The organism is Rubrivivax gelatinosus (assembly GCF_016583785.1).
Taxonomy (GTDB): Bacteria; Pseudomonadota; Gammaproteobacteria; order Burkholderiales; family Burkholderiaceae_C; genus Rubrivivax; species Rubrivivax gelatinosus_B.
This window is the reverse complement of sequence record NZ_NRRU01000037.1, coordinates 1-17,584: the sequence shown is the minus strand read 5'-3', so window position 1 is coordinate 17,584 and position 17,584 is coordinate 1. Positions and strand designations below refer to the sequence as shown.

Below are 17,584 nucleotides of genomic sequence, written 5' to 3'. Positions count from 1 at the left end.
CCAAGAGGATGAACCGCACATGCTTCGGAAACTGCTGCTGGGTGTCGCGCTGTTCGCGGCTGGCGCGTCGTACGGCCAGAACCAGACCCCGCTCTACACGGTCGTCGACGGCTACAAGGTCGACCCGGTGACGATGAAAGGCTTTCGCACCTGGCGCGCCGCGGCCTGCGACCGCTGCCACGGCGCCAACCAGGAGGGCATGGTCGGGCCGTCGCTGGTCAACAGCCTGAAGGTGCTGACCAAGGACGAGTTCGTCAAGACCGTGCGCGACGGCCGCCTCGACAAGGGCATGCAGAGCTTCGGCAGCAGCCAGCAGGTGATGGACAACATCGACGCGCTCTACGCCTACCTGAAGGGCCGATCCGACGGCGCGATCACACGCGCCAAGGTCGAGCCGATCCAATGAAACCTCTGCACGCGATCGTCGCCGGGCTGATGGCCGCGGCGTGCGCCGCCGCTGGCGCGCAGGACGCGCCGCGCACGGCACTCAAGGTCTGCCAGGACCCGAACAACCTGCCGTTCTCCAACGAGCGCGGCGAAGGCATAGAGAACCGCATCGCCGAACTCTTCGGCAAGGCGCTCGGGCTGCCGGTCACGTACTACTCGTTCCCGCAGCGCCTGGGCTTCATCCGCAACACGCTGCGTTTCAAGCTGCCGGGCCAGGACTACCCCTGCGACATCGTGCTCGGCGTGCCCGCCGGCTTCGAGCAGGTGTCGGTCACCAAACCCTATTACCGCTCGACCTACGCGCTGGTCTACGCCGCCGGCCGCGGGCTGGACGGCGTCAGCAGCGGCCCGCAGTTCCTCGCGCTCGACCGCGAGCGCCTGGCCAAGCTGCGCATCGGCCTGTACGACCGCTCGCCGGCCTCGGCCTGGCTGGCGCATCACGGCCTGGTCGACAGCGGCGTGCCGTATCCGATCATGAGCCCCGACCCGCAGGCCTACCCGGGCCAGATCCTCGAGCGCGACCTGGCCGAAGGGCGGCTCGACGCGGCCATCGTCTGGGGCCCGATCGCCGGCTTCGTCGCCCAGCGCGCGAAGAGCCCGAAGCTCGTCGTCGTGCCGCTGGCCAGCGAGCCCGGCGTCAAGTTCGATTTCTCGATGGCGATGGGCGTGCGCTACGGCGAGCGCGAATGGAAGCAGCAGGTCGAGCAGCTGATCGAGCGCCACCGTGCCGAGATCACCGCCATCCTGCAGTCCTATGGCGTGCCGCTGCTCGAACCCGAGGCGGCGAGCAAATGACGGCTGCCGCCAACATCGCGCGCCGCCGCTGGCTGCGCCTGGCCGCGGCGCTGCCGGCGCTGGCGGCCTGGCCGGCGTGGGCTGCGGCCGAGAGCGACGAGATCTCGGCGGCCGAGAAGGCGCTGTTCGTCGACAACCACCTTGCCGGCCTGGTGCCGCCGCTGGAACTGGCCTACCGCTTCAGCCGCCGCGGCAGCCTCGAGCCGGAGCTGGACGACCGCGTGACGCTGATGCTCAAGGCCCGTGCCGGCGGCGGCTGCTGCAGCGCGCAGGCGAGTTTTCTGTCCGGCGCGGAACGCATCGAGCTGCCCGAAGTCGAGGCCGCGCAGGGCAACCCGGTGATCCTGCACTTCCTCGAACGCGACGTGCGCGAGATGCAGCGCCGCACCAAGGGCCAGTCGTCCTACTTCCGCAAGCGCATCCGCATGGCCCTGGCGCAGTCGGCAACGCTGCGCGCGAGCACGCTGCCCTACGCCGGGCGCAGCGTCGCGGCGCGCGAGATCGAGATCGCGCCCTACCTCGAGGACCCGCTGCGCGCGCGTTTCGAGGCGCTGGCCGGCAAGCGCTACCTGTTCACGCTGGCGCCGGCCGTGCCCGGCGGCGTCTACGCCATCGCCACCCGCGTGCCCGGCGCCAGCGCCGGCGCGCCCCCGCTCGTCGCCGAGGAGTTGCTGGCCGACGCCGCCACCACGACCCTCGCGCGCCTCGCGCGCTGACCGCCATGAAGCTGCTCCTGCCCCTGATCCTCGCCGGCGCCACTGCCGGTGCCGCCGCCGCGCCCGCGGCGAAGTCGCACGACTACCCGACCGTCGAGCGCGTGCTCTACGTCCAGCAGTGCATGCGCGAGCACCCCGGGCCTTTCTACGAGATGGTCAACAAGTGCTCGTGCGCGCTCGACCGCATCGCCGCCGAGCTGCCCCTCGACGACTACATCGAGATGATCACCGTCGTCAACGCGATGACCATCGGCGGCGAACGCGGCGGCGAACTGCGTGACAACGCCGGCGCGAAGAAGCTCGTCGCGCGCTGGCGCGAACTGCAGCCGAAGGTGCAGCAGGCGTGTTTCATCGGTCCGCCGCCGGGAGCCGGCAGCCGATGAACAGGCTCGCGCGCACGCTCGCCGCCGCGGCCTTCGTGTTCGCCGCCGCTCCGGCGTCGGCGGCCGAGCCGGTGCGTGCGTTCGCGCCCGATGCCGACCCGGCCGCCAGCGCGATCTGGCAGAAGGTGCGGGCCAGCCTGTTCGGCACGCGCGAGATCGCGCCCGCCGGCGCCGACGTGCTGGAGCTGCTGGCGCCATCGCGTGCGGTCGACGCCGGCGTCGTGCCGGTGGCGGTGCACAGCCGGCTGCCGCAGGGTGCGGCCGGCTACGTCGCGACGATCTACCTGATCGTCGACGCCAATCCGTCGCCGGTCTCGGCGATCTTCCGCTTCACGCCCGACAGCGGCCGGGCCCAGGTCGAGACCCGGCTGCGGGTCGACCAGTACAGCCATCTGCGCGCCATCGCCGAGACCGACGACGGCCGGCTCTTCATGGCGACCCGTTTCGTCAAGGCCTCGGGCGGCTGTTCGGCCGCACCCGGCAGCGACGCCGCCGCGGCGCTGGCCTCGCTCGGCCAGATGCGCCTGCGCGTCAGCGGCGACCCGGCCGCGGCGCAGCCGGTGCTGGCCCGGCTGCAGATCAGCCACCCCAACCACACCGGGCTGGCGATGGACCAGCTGACGCGCCAGGTGACGCCGGCGCACTTCCTGCGCCAGCTCGAGGTGCGCCACGCCGGGCGCCTGGTCTTCGCCGCCGACCTGGACTTCTCGATCAGCGAGAACCCGTGGTTCCGCTTCGCCTTCCTGCCCCGGGGTGACGCGCGTCTCGAGGTCGAGGCGAGCGACACCCAGGGCCTGCGTTTCGCCGGCGTGCTGACGCCGGTGCGCGAATGACGGCGCGCCGGCTGCGGGCCGGCGCCGGCGCCGCGTGCGCCGCGCTCGGGCTCGCCGCTGCCGCCCAGGCCGCGCCCTACGCCTGGATCACCAACCAGGGCAGCCACGACGTCTCGGTGATCGACCTCGACGGCGACCGCGTCGTCGCCACCGTGCCGGTCGGGCGTTCGCCGGCGGGTGTGGCCGCGGTCGGTGCCAGCGGCCGGGTCTACGTTTCCAACCCCGACAGCCGCACGATCTCGGTGATCGACATGCGCACCCGCGCCGTCGTCGCCACACTCGCCGCCGGCAGCGGGCCGGTGGGGCTGGACGCCTCGGCCGACGGCAGCCGCCTCGTCGCCGCCGACTGGTACGCCGACCGGCTGCTGGTCTGGGACACGACGCGGCTGCAGGACGTGCCGCGCAGCATCGCGGTCGGCCGCGCGCCGGCCGGTGTCGCGGTGCGCGCCGACGGCCGCAGCGCCTGGGTCGCCGAACGCGACGACGACACGGTCGCGCTCGTCGACCTGGAGCGCGGCACGGTCGAGGCCCGGGTGGCAGTCGGCCACCACCCGTTCGCGCTGCTGCTAGACGCGCCGCGCCAGCGCCTGTACGTGCTCAACGTGCTGAGCGACGACGTCTCGGTGCTCGACACCGGGCGCCGCGCCGTCGTCGCCACCGCCGCCGTCGGCCGCGCGCCCTACGGCGCGGCGCTGGCCGCCGGCGGCCGGCTGCTCTACGTCAGCAACCAGCACGACGACAGCGTCAGCGTGCTCGACGCGCAGACGCTGGCGCTGCGCCGCACGCTGCCCGGCTTCGGCTACCCCGAGGGCGTTGCCGCCTGGGGCGACCGGGTCTACGTCGTCAACTGGATGGACGACGCGGTCAGCGTGCTCGACGCCGAGAGCGGCGCCGAACGCAGCCGCATCACCACCGGCCGCAACAGCCGCGGCTTCGGCGCCTTCATCGGCGCCCCCACCACCCCCTGATCCACGAGGAGAACGCAGCCGATGCCCGCCCGCAGAACCGTCGTCATCGCCGCCGTGCTGGCCGTCGCCGCCGGCACCGCCGCCGCCCACGGGCCGACACGCCAGAAGGTCACCGAGCAGATCACGATCGCGGCGCCGCCGACGGCCGTCTGGGCGCGCATCCGCAACTTCGACGCGCTCAAGGACTGGCACCCGGCAGTCGCCGAAAGCCCGGCCAGCCAGGGCAACGAAGTCGGCTCGGTGCGCGAGCTGGTGCTGAAGAACGGCGCCCGCCTGAGCGAGCGCCTGGAGCGCTGGGACGACGAGAAGATGAGCTACAGCTACCGCGCCAAGGACGGCGGCGCGCTGCCGGTGACCAACTACACCTCGACGATCAGCGTGCGCGCCGAAGGCGCCGGCAGCGTCGTCGAGTGGCGCGGCGCCTTCTACCGCGGCTACCCGAACAACGACCCGCCGCCGGAGCAGAACGACGAGGCTGCGCTGCGCGCCGTCACCGGTGTCTACCAGTCGGGCCTGGCCAACCTGAAGCAGCTCGCCGAGGCGCGCTGAAAGCCGCATGGACCGCCGGCTATGCCAGACGCTGCTCGCCGCCTTCGTGTTCGCACCCGCGGCGCTGGCCGCCTGTGCGTCCCCGGCGGCCGCGGCGGCGGCGCCGCTGGCGCTGGCCGACGGCGTCTACTGGATGCCGGGCGCGGGCGGCGCGGCCGAGCCGGCGAACGGCGGGCGCATCGGCAACAGCGGCTTCGTCGTCGGTCCCGAGGGTGTGGTCGCGATCGACACCGGCACCTCGTACCTTCACGGCCGGGCGCTGATCGCCGCGATCCGCGCGACCACCGACCGGCCGCTGAAGCTGGCGCTGGTCACCCATGTGCGGCCCGAGTTCCTGTTCGGTGCCAGCGCCTTCCGCGAAGCCGGGGTGCCGGTGGCGATGCATGCCCAGGCGGCGCGGCTGATGGTCTCGCGCTGCGACACCTGCCTCGAGCAGCTGCGCCGCACGCTGGGCGACGCGGCGATGGCGGGCTCGGCGGTGGTCCGGCCGCAGCGCGAGTTCAGCGGTGCGCTGGCGCTCGAAGAGACCGGCCGGCGGCTGGAGCTGCTGCACTACGGCCACAGCAGCGGCCCGGGCGATGTCGCGCTCTGGGATCCGGCGAACCGGGTGCTGTTCGCCGGCGGGCTGGTCGAGAACCGGCGTGTGCCCGACATCGCCGACGCCGACCTGCCGGGCTGGCAGCGCGCGCTGGCGGCGCTGGCTGCGCTCGCGCCGCGCAGCGTCGTGCCGGCGCACGGGCCGGCCGGCCCGGCCGAGCAGATCGCGGCGACGGCGGCCTACCTGAAGGCGCTGGACGAGCGTGCGCACACGCTGGTGGCCGACGGTGCCTCGCTGATCGACGTGCCCGATGCGGCCGCGCTGCCGGCCTATGCCGCCTGGGACCAGTACGAGACCGTGCACCGGCGCAACGCCTCGATCGCCTTCCTGCGTGCCGAACGGGCGCTGCTGCTGGGGCTGCCGGCGGAGGCTCGCCCGTGACGGCCGCGGCGCGGCGCGACGGTTTGCGCGCGGTCGCCGCGCTGGCGCTGGCCGCCGCTGTGCCGGCGCTGCGCGCCGCACCCGGCGGCCTGCCGCAGGCCGAAGACGGCGACTCGTCCGAGGCCTGGGAGCGGCTGCGCGCTCAGCTCTTCGGCACGCGGCCGCTGCTCACCGGCGCCGCGGTGCGGCTGGAGGCGCCGCGCCGTGCCGCCTACGGCGCCTCGGTGCCGGTGAAGATCGTGCCGGCGCTGGCGCAGACGCCGCAGCTCTGGATGAAGCGGCTGACGCTGGTCGTCGACCACAACCCCTCGCCGCTGGCCGCGGTGCTGGAGCTCACGCCCGAGATCGGCTGGCCCGAGTTCGAGACCCGGCTGCGTGTCGACCAGTACAGCCACGTGCGTGTCGTCGCCGAACTCTCCGACGGCACGCTGCACACCGACTCGCGCTACGTGAAGACCAGCGGCGGCTGCTCGGCGCCGCCCAACCGCGACGCGCCCGAACACATCGGCAGCACGCTCGTGCGCCTGCTCGAGCCGGCGCGTGTCGGCGTCGCCGGCGCCGCCGAGGTCACGGTGCTGCACCCCAACGACACCGGCTTCGAACTCGACCAGCGCACGATGTTCTACATCCCGGCGCGTTTCGTCAGGACGCTGGCCGTCAGCTACGCCGGCCGGCCGCTGTTCGACGCCGAGCTCGATTTTTCGATCAGCGAGAACCCGAGCTGGCGTTTCCGTTTCGTGCCGCAGGGCCCGGGCGAACTGCGCGCCGAGGCCCAGGACTCGCAGGACGCCCGTTTCAGCGGCCGGCTGGCCGTGGAGCCGCAGGCATGAAGCGGCGCCTGCTGATCCTGGCCGCCGCGCTGCTGGCGAGCGCGCCTGCCTGGGCCGGCGTGCCTGCCGCCTACGCGCCGCTGGTGCTGCAGCCGCAGCAGGTCGATGGCCACCCGGTGTTCGACCTGCGCCCGGCGCTGGAGCGGGCGCGCCGCGAAGGCCGCAGGCTCTACGTCTATCTCGGCGCCCACGACTGCGTGTTCTGCAAGCGCTACGAACGTTTCCTCGAACAGCACGCGGCCGAACTCGCGCCCGAGTTCACGCGGCTGGGCTGGCTCATCGTCGACCTGCGCAGCAGCCTGGCGCTGGGCACCACGCGGCTGTGGCTGCAGAGCGGCGAGCGCGCGCTGCCGTATCCCGAGTTCCAGCGTGCGCTCGGCGACGAACGTGCACGCCAGCTCGTCTATCCCAGCGTCTGGCTGCTCGACGGCCAGGCGCGGCCGCTGATGCCGATGCCCGCGGGCGCCGGCACCTTCGAAACCGTATCCGAGCAGCTGGAGATCCTGCGGCTCGAACAGTAGGGCGCCGAGGGGCGCCGCCGATTCAACAAGGGTCACAACCATGCGAAGCGAGACAGCGAACGAACTGCAAGCCACCGTCCGGGAGCAGCCCGCCAGGCCGATGCGGGTGCGCCCGCGCCTGCGTGCGGCCGGCTGGGCGGCGCTGCTGTCGCTGGCGTCGGCGGCCTGGGCGCAGGCGCCGGCCAACGGTTCGAAGGCCGAACTGCCGGCGGTGCAGCGTGCGGTGCACGTCTGCGCGTCCTGCCACGGCGACTTCGGCCGCAGCACGCACAAGGCTTATCCGGCGCTGGCTGGCCAGACTCGTGACTACATGATCCGGCAGATGAAGGACTTCCGCGACCAGGCGCGCGCCGAGACCGACATCCAGGCCTATATGTGGGGCATCTCGGCGCTGCTCACCGACGAGCAGATCGAGGGCCTGGCCGACTACTACGCGGCGCAGACGCCGCTGCCGGGCAAGTCGCGCAATGCCAAGCTGGAGGCCGAGGGCAAGCTGATCTTCGAGCAGGGCATCGGCGACCACACGGTGCGCGCCTGCACCAGTTGCCACGGCGGCAACGCCCAGGGCGAGGGCGCCGCGCCGCGGCTGGCCGGCCTGCACGCCGACTACGTGTTTCGCCAGCTGCAGGCCTTCAAGACGCCGCTGCGGCGCCACGGCAACGTGATGAAGTCGGAAGCGCTGGCGCTGAGCGACGCGCAGATGAAGGCGCTGGCGGCGTATGTGATGTCGAAGTGACCGGCGGCGGCGGCGGTGGTCTCCCTCTCCCGCGCAGCGGGAGAGGGGCGGGGTGAGGGCTGTTCGCGTGCCACCACCCTCACCCCAGCCCTCTCCCGCGAGCGGGAGAGGGAGGAACAGCAGCTGGCGGTGGGCTCCCTCTCCCGTGTAGCGGGAGAGGGTCGGGGTGAGGGCTCGTCGCGGGCCGCCACCCTCACCCCAGCCCTCTCCCGCAAGCGGGAGAGGGAGCAGGTTCAGCCCGCCAGCCGGCGCGACTCGGCCGGGCCGCGGAACACCAGCGGCTGTTCGACAACCCCGGCCTCGGCCTGCGCCACCGCCGCGAGCACTCGCTCGTGATGCGGGCTCTTGCGGCACACCGGGTCGGCGGCTTCGGCGTCCTGCGCGATCAGCCAGGCCTGGCAGCGGCAGCCGCCCAGGTCTTCGGCCTGGTGTTCGCAGCTCGCGCAGGGCTCCTTCATCCAGGCCGTGCCGCGGTAGCGGTTGAAACCTTCGGACTCGTACCAGGCCGAAGCCAGTGACATCTCGCGCACGTTCGGGAAGGCCAGCCCCGGCAGCATGCGTGCGGTGTGGCAGGGCAGCGCCAGGCCTTCGGGCGTGACGGTCAGGAACATGCTGCCCCAGCCGTTGACGCACTTCTTGGCCCGGCCCTCGTGGTAGTCGGGTGCGACGAAGAAGAGCCGCATCGAGTCGCCCAGCTTCGCGCGCCAGGCGTCGGTCACGGCCTCTGCCCGGCGCAGCTGCTCGCGTGTCGGCAGCAGCTGCGCCCGGTTGACGAAGGCCCAGGAGTAGTACTGCGTGTTCGCCAGCTCGACGTACTCGGCGCCGAGCTCGTGCGCCATCTCGATGATGCGGTCGACGTGGGCTATGTTCAGCCGGTGCAGCACGACGTTCATCACCATCGGCCAGCCGTTGGCGCGGATGGTCTCGGCGACGCGGCGCTTCAAGTCGAAGGTCCTGGTGTGCGAGAGGAAGTCGTTGCTCTCGCGGGTCGAGTCCTGGAACGACAGCTGCACATGGTCCAGCCCGGCGGCCTTCAGCGCCGCAGCGCGTTCGGGCGTCAGGCCGACGCCCGAGGTCAGCAGGTTGGTGTAGTAGCCCAGGCGGTGGGCTTCGGCGACCAGTTCTTCCAGATCTTCGCGCAGCAGCGGCTCGCCGCCGGAGAAGCCGCACTGCACGGCGCCGAGCGCGCGGCCTTCGCGCAGCACACGCAGCCAGTCGGCGGTCGAGAGTTCGTCGGGCCGAGCCGCGTAGTCGACCGGGTTGTAGCAGAACACGCAGTGCAGCGGGCAGCGGTAGGTGATCTCGGCCAGCAGCCACAGCGGCGGCCCGGGGCGCGGCGGCGTCATGCCGGGTCCCAGGCCAGCCAGCGCCGTTCGCCGGCCATCGCGACGAAGGCGAGCACGTCGCCGGCGATGTCCTCCGCGGCGAAACGTGCCTGCAGCGCGGCGACGATCTCGGCGATGCGGCGTTCGCCGTCGCAGCATTCGAGGATGGCGCCGGCGCTCGGGTTGAGCTTGACCATGCCCTCGGGGTAGAGCAGCACGTGGCAGTCCTGCGCCGGCTCCCACTGGAAACGGAAACCCCGCGCCAGGCGCGGCCGGGTTTCCAGCGTCGCGGCCGCACTCTCCGGCCTGGCGGCCGGTTCCTCCTGGAGGCAATGAGCCCCTGACAAGTCTTGAAGGCTCATGCGCAGACTCCGTAACGCTGCGCCATCGCGTCGTTCATCGCCCAGAGCACGTCGAGCTTGAACTGCAGCACGTCCAGCGCGCGCTGCTGCTGCGCCAGCGTCGTGAAGTGCGCCAGCGTCACCGCCAGCCCCTGCTCGACGTCGCGCCGCGCCTGGCTGACGCGGTTGCGGAAGTAGGCCAGCCCGGCGCCGTCTATCCACGGGTAATGCTGCGGCCAGGTTGCCAGGCGCTGTTTGTGGATCTCGGGCGCGAACAGCTCCGTCAGCGACGAGCACACCGCCTCCTGCCAGGATGCGTGGCGCGCGAAGTTGACGTAGGCGTCGACCGCGAAACGCAGCGCCGGGATCACGTGGCGCTGGTCCAGCACCTCCTCTCGTGTCAGGCCGACGGCTTCGCCCAGGCGCAGCCAGGCTTCGATGCCGCCGGGGTCCCGGACGCCGCCGATCTCGAAACCGTCGTGGTCCAGGATGCGCTGCACCCAGCCGCGGCGCACCTCGCGGTCCGGGCAGTTGGCCAGGATCGCAGCGTCCTTCACGGGGATCGCCACCTGGTAGCAGAAGCGGTTGGCGACCCAGCCGCGCACCTGCTCTGGCGTCGCGCGCCCGGTGTTGAGCATCACGTTGAACGGGTGGTGGATGTGATAGGCCTTGCCGCGCTCGCGCAGCCGGGCCTCGAACTCGTCGCGGGTCCAGGCGGATGTCATGGTCGGATGAGTTGCCCGTCTTCGCAGACCTCGATGCCGTGGCGCGCCAGCTCGGCACGTTCGGCCGAGTCCTCGTCGAGGATCGGGTTGGTGTTGTTGACGTGGATGAGCAGGCGCCGCGTGTGCTTGGGCAGCCGGTCCAGCCACTCGATCATGCCGCCGGGGCCGGACTGCGGCAGGTGGCCGATGTCGCGCGCGGTCTTGGTCGACAGGCCCAGCCGGATCATCTCGTCGTCCGTCCAGAAGGTGCCGTCGACCAGCACCGCGTCGGCGCTGGCCATCAGGTCGAACAGCGCCGGCGTGATCTCGCCCAGCCCCGGCGCGTAGAAGACGCGGCGGCCGCTCGCGCCATCGTCGATCACGAGGCCGATGTTGTCCCCCGGCGCCGGCGCGTCGCGGTGCGGCGAATACGGCGCGGCCTTGCTCGCCAGCGCGACGGCGCGTACCAGCAGGCCCTCGACGCCGGGCACCTCGAAGACACGGCCGTCGGGCACGATGCGGCAGCGTTCGACGCCGCAGAAGTGGCCGAGCACCCGCAGCAGCGGCAGCCCCTGCGTCAGGTCCTCGGCCACCGCGTCGGTGCACAAGAGCGGCAACGGCCGGCTGCGTTCGCGCAGCATCAGCAGCCCGGTCGTGTGGTCGACCTGGCCGTCGACGAGCAGCGCCGCCGCGATCGCGCTGTCACGCAGGCCTCGCGCCGGCTGCAGCACCGGGTTGCTCTTGATCTGCTGCAGCAGGTCGGGCGAGGCATTGACCAGCAGCCCGTCTTCGCCCTGGTCGGGGGCGACGAAGATCGAGGACTGCGTGCGTGCCGTGGCGCGCAGCGTGCCGCTGCGCACGCCGGCGCATAAGCGGCAGTTGCAGTTCCATTGCGGGAAACCGCCGCCGGCGGCCGAACCGAGGACGTGGATGCGCATGCCGCACTCCGTTCAGCAACGAGGAAGGCGCCGTGCGCGGCACGGCGCCCGGGGTGGCATCAGCGTGCGGCCACGTACAGCGTGATCTCGAAGCCGAAGCGCCAGTCGATGGCGGTCGGGGTCTGCCATTGCGTCGTCTGCATGTCGTGTCTCCTGGGGGTGGCACGCACCGGGCGGTGCGCGCGGGACCTGTGAATCCCGTGGCCCATGCTCGTCGCGAAGCCGCCACCGGCACAGCCCCCGCGCCATGAATCGGCCCTCGTGAAATTCATGAAACTCCCCTGGTGTCGGCCGCCGGGCTGGACAGAATGGGCCGGGTGATGCCTGCCGCCCCGCTTCTGTTCCCCGAGACCCCGCCGCGGCAGCTGCACGAGTGGCTGACGGCCGACGGCCACGTGCTCGCGCTGCGCGAATGGGGCGCGGCCACGGGCCGGCCCGCGCTGGTGCTGCACGGCGGGCCGGGCAGCGGCGGCTCGGCGCTGCTGGCGCGTGTCTTCGACCCGGCGCACTGGCGCGTGCTCGTGCCCGACCAGCGCGGCGCCGGGCTGAGCCGGCCGCGTGGTGCGACCTTGCACAACACAACCGATCACCTGCTGGCCGACCTGCGCCGTCTGCGGCGCGAACTCGGGCTCGAACGCTGGTTCGTCTTCGGCGGCTCCTGGGGCGCGACGCTGGCGCTGGCGCACGCGGCCGACGATCCCGCCGCCGTCGAGGGCCTGCTGCTGCGTTCGGCCTTCGTCGGCCGCGACACCGACGTCGACGCCTTCTTCGCCGGTTCGGCCCGGCTGCAGCCGCAGGCCTGGGCGGCGCTGGCCGAGGCCGCGGGCGTGGCGCCGCAGACCGGCACGCCGGCCTTGCTGGACGCGCTGCAGCAGGCGCTGGAAGACCCGGCGGCGGCGCGGCGCGAAGCCGCCGCGCTCGCCTGGCGGCGCTGGGAGCGCGGTCTGTCGACCCCCGCCGGCGACCCCGGCCCGCTGCAGGGCGAGGACGTAGCCGCGCAGGTCGACCGCCTGCGTGTGCAGGTGCACTACCTGCGCCACGGCTGCTGGCTGCGCGAGCGGCCGCTGCTCGCGCGCGCCGCAGCGGCGCCGCCGGTGCCGACGCTGCTGCTGCACGCCGACGACGACCGCGTCTGCCCGCTGGCCGGCGCGGCTGAACTCGCCGCCGCCTTGCCCCAGGCCGAACTGCGCCGGGTGCCCGTCGGTGGCCACGACCCGACGCATCCGGGGCTGGCCGCGGCGACGGTCGCGGCGCTGGCCGCCTTCGCGCGCCAAGGCGACTTCGGGGGCGGGCGGTGAGCCTGCGTGCGCAGATCCGGCTGATCGTCGGCGCGCTGACGCTGCTGTTCGCCGCCGCCGTCGTGCTGCTGCAGTGGTGGGGGCTGCGCTCGGCGGTCAACGAGGAGGTCGTCGCCGCCAACCGCGTCGCCGCGCAGCTGCTCAACCGCACCGCGCTGCGTTACGCCGCGCAGGGCACGCCGGCAATGCTGGCCTATCTGCAGGGCATGGGCCGCATCCGCAGCAACGACCTGACGCTGTACGACGGCGACGGCAGCGTGCTCTACCGCTCGCCGCCGTCGCCGTACAAGGCCGGGCGCGACGCGCCGCCGTGGTTCGAGCGCCTGATCGCGCCGGCGCCGGCACTGCAGGCGGTGTCCTTCCCCGACGGCCGGCTCGAGGTGCGCGCCAACGCGTCGCGCGCCACGCTCGACGCCTGGGACTACATGCTGCGGCTGGTCGGCGGCGCGGCGGCGCTGCTGGTCGTCGTCAACCTGCTCGTCGACCTGCTGGTGCGGCGCACCGTGCGCCCCCTGGGCCGCATCGTGCAGGCGCTGCAGACGCTGCAGCGCGGGCATTTCGACGTCGAGCTGCCGCCGCTGCCGGGGCGCGAGGCCGGCGCCATCGGCGAGGCTTTCAACCGCATGGTCGGCGAGCTGCGGCTGCGGCTGGAGAGCGAACGCCGGGCGCAGCGCGCCGAGACCGAACTGTCGGACCGGCGCGAACTGGCGCGCTGGGTCGACCGCCAGGTCGAGGATGAACGCCGCCGCATCGCACGCGAGCTGCACGACGAGTTCGGCCAGTCGGTGACGGCGATGCGTTCGATCGCGCTGGCGATCGAACGCGGCGCCGCCGCCCCCCAGGCCGCGCGCCTGATCGCCGACGAGGCTTCGCGGCTGTACGACGCGATGCACGGCATCATCCCGCGGCTGGCGCCGCTGGTGCTGGACAGCTTCGGCCTGGCCGAGGCGCTGCAGGACCTGGCCGAACGCACGCGGCGCGCGCACGCCGGCGTCGCGCTCGAGCTGGCGGTCGAGCTGGGTGCCCTGCGGCTGGCGCCCGAAGCCGCGCTGGCGCTGTACCGCGCGGCGCAGGAAGGCATCACGAACGCACTCAAACACGGCGCCGCGCAGCACCTGCTGCTGCGGGTGGCGGCCGACGCCGACGGCGTGACGCTGCTGCTGCGCGACGACGGCCGCGGCCCGCCGGCAGCCGGTTTGCCGCATGCCGGCCATTACGGGCTGCGCTGGATCGCCGAACGCGCCGAGGCGCTGGGCGGCCATGTCGTGCTCGAAGCCGGCGCCGCCGGCGGCGCCGAACTGCGCCTCGTGCTGCCGCGTGCCGCGGCCGAGGCGTCCGACCCACCGCTGCCGCCGGCCGTGCCGGCGGCGCCAGCCCCGAGGCCCGCATGACCCGTGTGATGCTCGTCGACGACCATGCGCTGGTGCGCATGGGCTTTCGCATGCTGCTGGCCGGTGCCGGCGTCGAGGTCGTCGCCGAATGCGGCAGCGGCGAGGAGGCCTGCGCCGACTACCCGCGCGCCCGTCCTGACGTCGTCGTGATGGACCTGGCGATGCCCGGCATGGGCGGGCTCGAAGCGGTGCGCCGGCTGCTCGCGCAGGACCCGCGTGCGCGCATCCTGGTGCTGTCGGCGCACGAGGACACCGCGCATCCGCAGCGTGTGCTGCGTGCCGGCGCCCTGGGCTTCCTGGGCAAACGCGGCGCGCCCGAGGCGCTGATCGAAGCCGTGGCCGCGGTCGCGCGCGGCGAGGCCTACGTCGACGGCCAGACCGCACGCGCGCTGGCGATGGTGCAGGTCAAGGGCGACCCGAGCCCGGCCGAAGCGCTGAGCGAACGCGAGTTCTCGGTCTTCCTGCAGCTCGCGCGCGGCCGCAGCGTCGCCGAGATCGCCGACAACCTGAAGCTGTCGACCAGCACCGTCGGCACCCATCTGTACCACGTGAAGCAGAAGCTGGGCGCGGGCAACCAGTCGGAGCTGACGCTGGTGGCGTTGCAGTGGGGGCTGATACAGGTGTGAGCCCCCAAGCTCGCTAGCGCTCGCTACCCCCCGAGGGGGCGGTCCGCTGGCGGCCCGGCGGAGCCGGGCCGCGGCGGGTAGCTTGGTCGCGGCTGCTGGGGGCATTTGCGCGGGGTGCTGCGGTTGCCTGCACGCGGTCGCGGCTGCTGCGTTCATTTGCTCGGGATGCCGCATTTGCCCGCACGCTGCTGCGGGCATTTGCGCGGGGTGCTGCGGTTGCCCGCACGCGGTCGCGGCTGCTGCGGGCATTTGCCCGGGGGACAGCATTTGCCCGCACACTGCCGCAGAGGCCAGGCTGTCTCGCTGGCCTAGGGAGGTACGAGATGCGTGCGACGGCGGCGGCGTGGATCGTGGGGGCTTGTACGGCCACGGCGCAGGCCGCCGACCCGTCGGCGATCGGGGAGGTTCTGGAGCACTCGCAGCAGCAGCGGCTGGACGCTTTCCATGCTGCCGCCGAAGGGCCGCGTGCGGACGCCGTGCGCGCCAGCTTCGAGCGCCTGCTGCAGGCGCTCGCACCCGGCACTTCGGTCGAACTGCGCGTGATCGGCGGTGACACCGTCGCCGAGACGCTGCAAGGCCACGTGATCGTCGCCAACGAGCGCCTCGCCGACCTCGAAGAAGGCCCGCGCCTGTTCGTGCTCGGGCACGAACTCGCCCACGTCATGCACGACCACTGGGCGGCGATGGGCGGCGTCTACCGGCGCTGGGTGCCGGGCGCGGTGACGCCCGAGCGCACTGACCCCGTGGCCGGCGCGCTCGGCCGCGACGCGTCGCTGCTCTCGCACCGCCAGGAGTTCGAGGCCGACGCCTGGGCGCTGCAGATGCTGCGCCGCCTGGGCGTGCCGGGCGAAGCCGCCGTCGGCGCTTTTCTCAGCCTGGGGGCGCAGATGGACACCGTCACCCACCCGGCCACGCGCAAACGCGTCGCGGCGCTGCGCGCGCTGATCGCCGAGAGCGCCGAGGACGCCGGACGCTGAACCTAGTCGCCGACGCGGAAACTCGTCACCGCCGCGTCGAGCCGGTCCGACTGGCCTTCCAGCGACTTGGCCGCCGCGGCCAGCTGCTCGACCAGCGCGGCGTTCTGCTGCGTCATCGTGTCCAGCCGGCCGATGGCCTCGCTGAGCTGGCCGATGTCCTGGCCCTGGGTACTGCCGGCGTCGGCGATGTCGGCGATCAGCGTCGAGACGCCTGCGATGCCGGTGTGCAGCTCCTGCATCGTGCGGCCGGCCTCGCTGACCAGGCGCGCGCCGTCGCCGACCTGGGCCGACGAAGAATCGATCAGCGTCTTGATCTCGCGTGCCGCGGTCGAACTGCGCTGTGCCAGCGCGCGCACCTCCGAGGCGACGACGGCGAAGCCGCGGCCCTGCTCGCCGGCGCGTGCCGCCTCCACCGCCGCGTTCAGCGCCAGCAGGTTGGTCTGGAAGGCAATGCCGTCGATGACGCCGACGATCTCGCCGATGCGCGCGGCGCTGGCGTTGATCTCGTCCATGCGCTGCACGACGCTGCGCATCGTCGTCGCGCCGCGGTCGGCCACGCTGCTGGACTCGGCGACCAGCGTGCGCGCCGTCGCCGTGTGCTCGGCGTTGCGCTGCACGGCGTCGGCCAGCTGCTGCATCGAACTCGCGGTCTGCTGCAGCGCGCCGGCCTGGCTCTCGGTGCGGTCGGACAGGTCGACGTTGCCGCTGGCGATCTCGCGCGAGGCCTCGCCGACGCTGCCGGCGGCCTGGCGCACTTCCACCACCATCGTGCGCAGCTTCTTGCGCATGCCGTTGAGTTCGGCGCGCAGCCAGGCGATCTCGTCGCGGCCGGGCGATTCGATCTTGGTCTCCAGGTCGCCGGCGGCGATGCGCGATACGCAGTGCACCGTGGGCTCGACCGTGCCGCGGATGCTGGCGCGGATCGTCAGCCCGGTGGCGGCCGAGAACAAAGCGCCGAATGCCGCGAGCGCTGCGATCGGCCGGTTGGCCGGCTCGAACAGCAGGGCCTCGAGCGTCAGCACGGCGAACAGCGCGAAGCTGAGCGCAAAACCGATCGTCACCCGTTGCACCAGGCTGACGCGGCGAATCCATTGCATGGCGGTGTCTCCGGCGCCACCGCGGGCGCTACTGCATGTGCGGTCTTCGGCCCGCCGCCGCGGGTGGTTGAGCACCGGCCGCTCGGGACAAACCCCCGGGGCGCCGGTGTTCGTTCACGCTCACAGCGTGTCGAACACCGGCCAGCCGGCCGCTTCGGCGTGGGCGCGCAGCCGCGCGTCGGGCCGCACCGCGACCGGGTGCGTCACGGCCTGCAGCAGCGGCAGGTCGCTGGCCGAGTCGGAATAGAACCAGCTCTGGCCGAAGTCGGCGAGCGTTCGTGCGCCCAGGCTCGCCAGCCAGGCGGCGATACGCGCCGGCTTGTGTTCGTGGAAACACGGCAGCCCGGCGATCGCGCCGGTGGGCCGGCCGTCGGCGCCGAGCTGCGCTTCGGTGGCCACCAGGTGCTCGACGCCGAAGGCGGCGGCAAACGGTTCGGCGACGAAACGCGAGGTCGCGGTGACGATCGCGCACAGGTCGCCGGCGGCGTGGTGGGCGTCGACGATGTCGCGCATCGCACCCGGCAGGCGCGGCGCGATCTCGGCCGCGAAGGCTTCGCGCCAGGCCTGCAGCTGCCCCGGCTCGAACGCGGCCAGCGGGCCGACGACGGCCTGGTGCATCGCGTGGATGTCCAGCGTGCCGGCGACGTACTGGTGGCAGAAGGCCAGGTATTGCGCTTCGGCGTCGGCCGGCAGCGCGCCGCGGGCGACCAGGAAACGTGTCCAGGCCTGGCCGCTGTCGAAGGGGAGCAGCGTGTGGTCGAGGTCGAAGAGTGCGAGCCTCATCCGGCCAGCGCCGGTGCCGCCGCCGCGGCGGCGTCGATCAAACCGGCGACCTCGAGCACGCCGCGCAGCGCGTTGCAGACCACCACGCGTTCGGCGCGCGCCAGCTCGGCGCGTGTGATGCGGCGCTCCAGCGCGTCCCAGGCCGGGTCGGCCAGCAGCGCTGCGCGCTGCACGCCGGGCAGTGCGCCGTCGGCCAGCGGTGGTGTGCACCAGCGGCCGTCGAGCTGCACGAAGACCGTGCTGCGCCCGCCTTCGACGAGCCGGCCGCCGGCGCGTTCGACACGCTGTTCTTCGGCGCCGACGGCCTCGGCGGCGCGCACGCCGGCGTCGTAGCGCGCACGCTCGGT

The 17,584-nt window shown here is 73.0% G+C and carries 23 protein-coding genes and 1 pseudogene; 15 read left to right on the top strand and 9 right to left on the bottom strand.

Annotated elements, in window-relative coordinates; translation table 11 throughout:
* Positions 1-19: 19 nt before the first annotated feature.
* The 11 genes from CKO43_RS11560 to CKO43_RS11510 are packed head-to-tail and all read left to right on the top strand — an operon-like array spanning position 20 to position 7,757.
* On the top strand, positions 20-406 hold the full coding sequence (locus tag CKO43_RS11560; protein WP_200226224.1) for a c-type cytochrome: 387 nt from the start codon (positions 20-22) through the stop codon (positions 404-406).
* Complete coding sequence (locus CKO43_RS11555) at positions 403-1,242, top strand: substrate-binding domain-containing protein (protein ID WP_200378727.1); 840 nt, start codon at positions 403-405, stop codon at positions 1,240-1,242. The genes CKO43_RS11560 and CKO43_RS11555 overlap by 4 nt, the downstream gene beginning before the upstream one ends.
* A complete protein-coding gene (locus CKO43_RS11550) occupies positions 1,239-1,958 on the top strand; it encodes a hypothetical protein (protein ID WP_200378726.1) in 720 nt (239 codons plus the stop codon). The genes CKO43_RS11555 and CKO43_RS11550 overlap by 4 nt, the downstream gene beginning before the upstream one ends.
* Before the next feature lie 5 nt (positions 1,959-1,963).
* Positions 1,964-2,341, top strand: a complete 378-nt coding sequence (locus CKO43_RS11545) for a hypothetical protein (protein WP_200378725.1) — start codon at positions 1,964-1,966, stop codon at positions 2,339-2,341.
* Entirely contained in the window at positions 2,338-3,174 is an 837-nt protein-coding gene (locus CKO43_RS11540) for a quinoprotein dehydrogenase-associated SoxYZ-like carrier (RefSeq protein WP_200378724.1), read from the top strand. The genes CKO43_RS11545 and CKO43_RS11540 overlap by 4 nt, the downstream gene beginning before the upstream one ends.
* Complete coding sequence (locus CKO43_RS11535) at positions 3,171-4,142, top strand: YncE family protein (RefSeq protein ID WP_200378723.1); 972 nt, start codon at positions 3,171-3,173, stop codon at positions 4,140-4,142. Before CKO43_RS11540 ends, CKO43_RS11535 begins: the two co-directional genes overlap by 4 nt.
* A 21-nt stretch (positions 4,143-4,163) precedes the next feature.
* Complete coding sequence (locus CKO43_RS11530; RefSeq protein ID WP_200226211.1) at positions 4,164-4,691, top strand: SRPBCC family protein; 528 nt, start codon at positions 4,164-4,166, stop codon at positions 4,689-4,691.
* A gap of 7 nt (positions 4,692-4,698) precedes the next feature.
* Positions 4,699-5,670, top strand: coding sequence for an MBL fold metallo-hydrolase (locus tag CKO43_RS11525; protein ID WP_200378722.1), 972 nt, complete (start codon positions 4,699-4,701; stop codon positions 5,668-5,670).
* The gene (locus tag CKO43_RS11520; RefSeq protein ID WP_200378721.1) at positions 5,667-6,500 is read left to right on the top strand and encodes a quinoprotein dehydrogenase-associated SoxYZ-like carrier; all 834 of its coding nucleotides are present in this window, start codon (positions 5,667-5,669) and stop codon (positions 6,498-6,500) included. Before CKO43_RS11525 ends, CKO43_RS11520 begins: the two co-directional genes overlap by 4 nt.
* The gene (locus CKO43_RS11515) at positions 6,497-7,021 is read left to right on the top strand and encodes a thioredoxin domain-containing protein (protein ID WP_200378720.1); all 525 of its coding nucleotides are present in this window, start codon (positions 6,497-6,499) and stop codon (positions 7,019-7,021) included. The genes CKO43_RS11520 and CKO43_RS11515 overlap by 4 nt, the downstream gene beginning before the upstream one ends.
* A gap of 40 nt (positions 7,022-7,061) precedes the next feature.
* Positions 7,062-7,757, top strand: coding sequence for a c-type cytochrome (locus tag CKO43_RS11510; protein ID WP_242477773.1), 696 nt, complete (start codon positions 7,062-7,064; stop codon positions 7,755-7,757).
* 233 nt (positions 7,758-7,990) lie between these two features.
* Here CKO43_RS11510 and pqqE read toward each other — a convergent pair whose 3' ends face one another.
* From pqqE to pqqA, 5 genes are read right to left on the bottom strand one after another with little or no spacing between them, the layout of a single operon-like run.
* Positions 7,991-9,103, bottom strand: a complete 1,113-nt coding sequence (pqqE, locus tag CKO43_RS11505) for a pyrroloquinoline quinone biosynthesis protein PqqE (protein WP_200378719.1) — start codon at positions 9,101-9,103, stop codon at positions 7,991-7,993.
* Positions 9,100-9,444, bottom strand: a complete 345-nt coding sequence (gene pqqD / locus CKO43_RS11500) for a pyrroloquinoline quinone biosynthesis peptide chaperone PqqD (protein WP_200378718.1) — start codon at positions 9,442-9,444, stop codon at positions 9,100-9,102. Before pqqD ends, pqqE begins: the two co-directional genes overlap by 4 nt.
* A complete protein-coding gene (pqqC, locus tag CKO43_RS11495; protein ID WP_200378717.1) occupies positions 9,441-10,148 on the bottom strand; it encodes a pyrroloquinoline-quinone synthase PqqC in 708 nt (235 codons plus the stop codon). Before pqqC ends, pqqD begins: the two co-directional genes overlap by 4 nt.
* Complete coding sequence (gene pqqB / locus CKO43_RS11490) at positions 10,145-11,065, bottom strand: pyrroloquinoline quinone biosynthesis protein PqqB (protein WP_200378716.1); 921 nt, start codon at positions 11,063-11,065, stop codon at positions 10,145-10,147. The genes pqqC and pqqB overlap by 4 nt, the downstream gene beginning before the upstream one ends.
* A 59-nt stretch (positions 11,066-11,124) precedes the next feature.
* Positions 11,125-11,235 carry a pyrroloquinoline quinone precursor peptide PqqA gene (gene pqqA / locus CKO43_RS11485; RefSeq protein ID WP_200226194.1) on the bottom strand — a complete coding sequence of 37 codons (111 nt, stop codon included), beginning with the start codon at positions 11,233-11,235 and terminating at the stop codon, positions 11,125-11,127.
* Between the two features lie 150 nt (positions 11,236-11,385).
* Between pqqA and CKO43_RS11480 the strand changes: the two genes are divergently transcribed.
* The 4 genes from CKO43_RS11480 (at position 11,386) to CKO43_RS11465 (ending at position 15,357) form a co-directional block, all read left to right on the top strand.
* Positions 11,386-12,363: an alpha/beta fold hydrolase gene (locus CKO43_RS11480; RefSeq protein WP_200226192.1), complete on the top strand. Its 978-nt coding sequence runs from the start codon at positions 11,386-11,388 to the stop codon at positions 12,361-12,363.
* Positions 12,360-13,754, top strand: coding sequence for a HAMP domain-containing protein (locus CKO43_RS11475; RefSeq protein WP_200226190.1), 1,395 nt, complete (start codon positions 12,360-12,362; stop codon positions 13,752-13,754). The genes CKO43_RS11480 and CKO43_RS11475 overlap by 4 nt, the downstream gene beginning before the upstream one ends.
* A complete protein-coding gene (locus tag CKO43_RS11470) occupies positions 13,751-14,380 on the top strand; it encodes a response regulator (RefSeq protein WP_200226188.1) in 630 nt (209 codons plus the stop codon). Before CKO43_RS11475 ends, CKO43_RS11470 begins: the two co-directional genes overlap by 4 nt.
* A 323-nt stretch (positions 14,381-14,703) precedes the next feature.
* Positions 14,704-15,357 carry a M48 family metalloprotease gene (locus CKO43_RS11465; protein ID WP_200378715.1) on the top strand — a complete coding sequence of 218 codons (654 nt, stop codon included), beginning with the start codon at positions 14,704-14,706 and terminating at the stop codon, positions 15,355-15,357.
* Positions 15,358-15,359: 2 nt separating this feature from the next.
* Here CKO43_RS11465 and CKO43_RS26420 read toward each other — a convergent pair whose 3' ends face one another.
* The 4 genes and pseudogenes from CKO43_RS26420 to CKO43_RS11450 all read right to left on the bottom strand — a co-directional run.
* Positions 15,360-15,995 carry a methyl-accepting chemotaxis protein gene (locus CKO43_RS26420; protein WP_430699130.1) on the bottom strand — a complete coding sequence of 212 codons (636 nt, stop codon included), beginning with the start codon at positions 15,993-15,995 and terminating at the stop codon, positions 15,360-15,362.
* Positions 15,996-16,139: 144 nt separating this feature from the next.
* Positions 16,140-16,454: pseudogene (locus CKO43_RS26415) on the bottom strand (HAMP domain-containing protein); the annotation flags it as partial.
* A 120-nt stretch (positions 16,455-16,574) separates the two neighbouring features.
* Complete coding sequence (locus tag CKO43_RS11455) at positions 16,575-17,237, bottom strand: HAD family hydrolase (RefSeq protein ID WP_200226182.1); 663 nt, start codon at positions 17,235-17,237, stop codon at positions 16,575-16,577.
* A partial coding sequence (locus tag CKO43_RS11450; protein ID WP_200378713.1) for an aminotransferase class IV occupies positions 17,234-17,584 on the bottom strand: 351 nt, incomplete at its 5' end. The genes CKO43_RS11450 and CKO43_RS11455, both read right to left, overlap by 4 nt.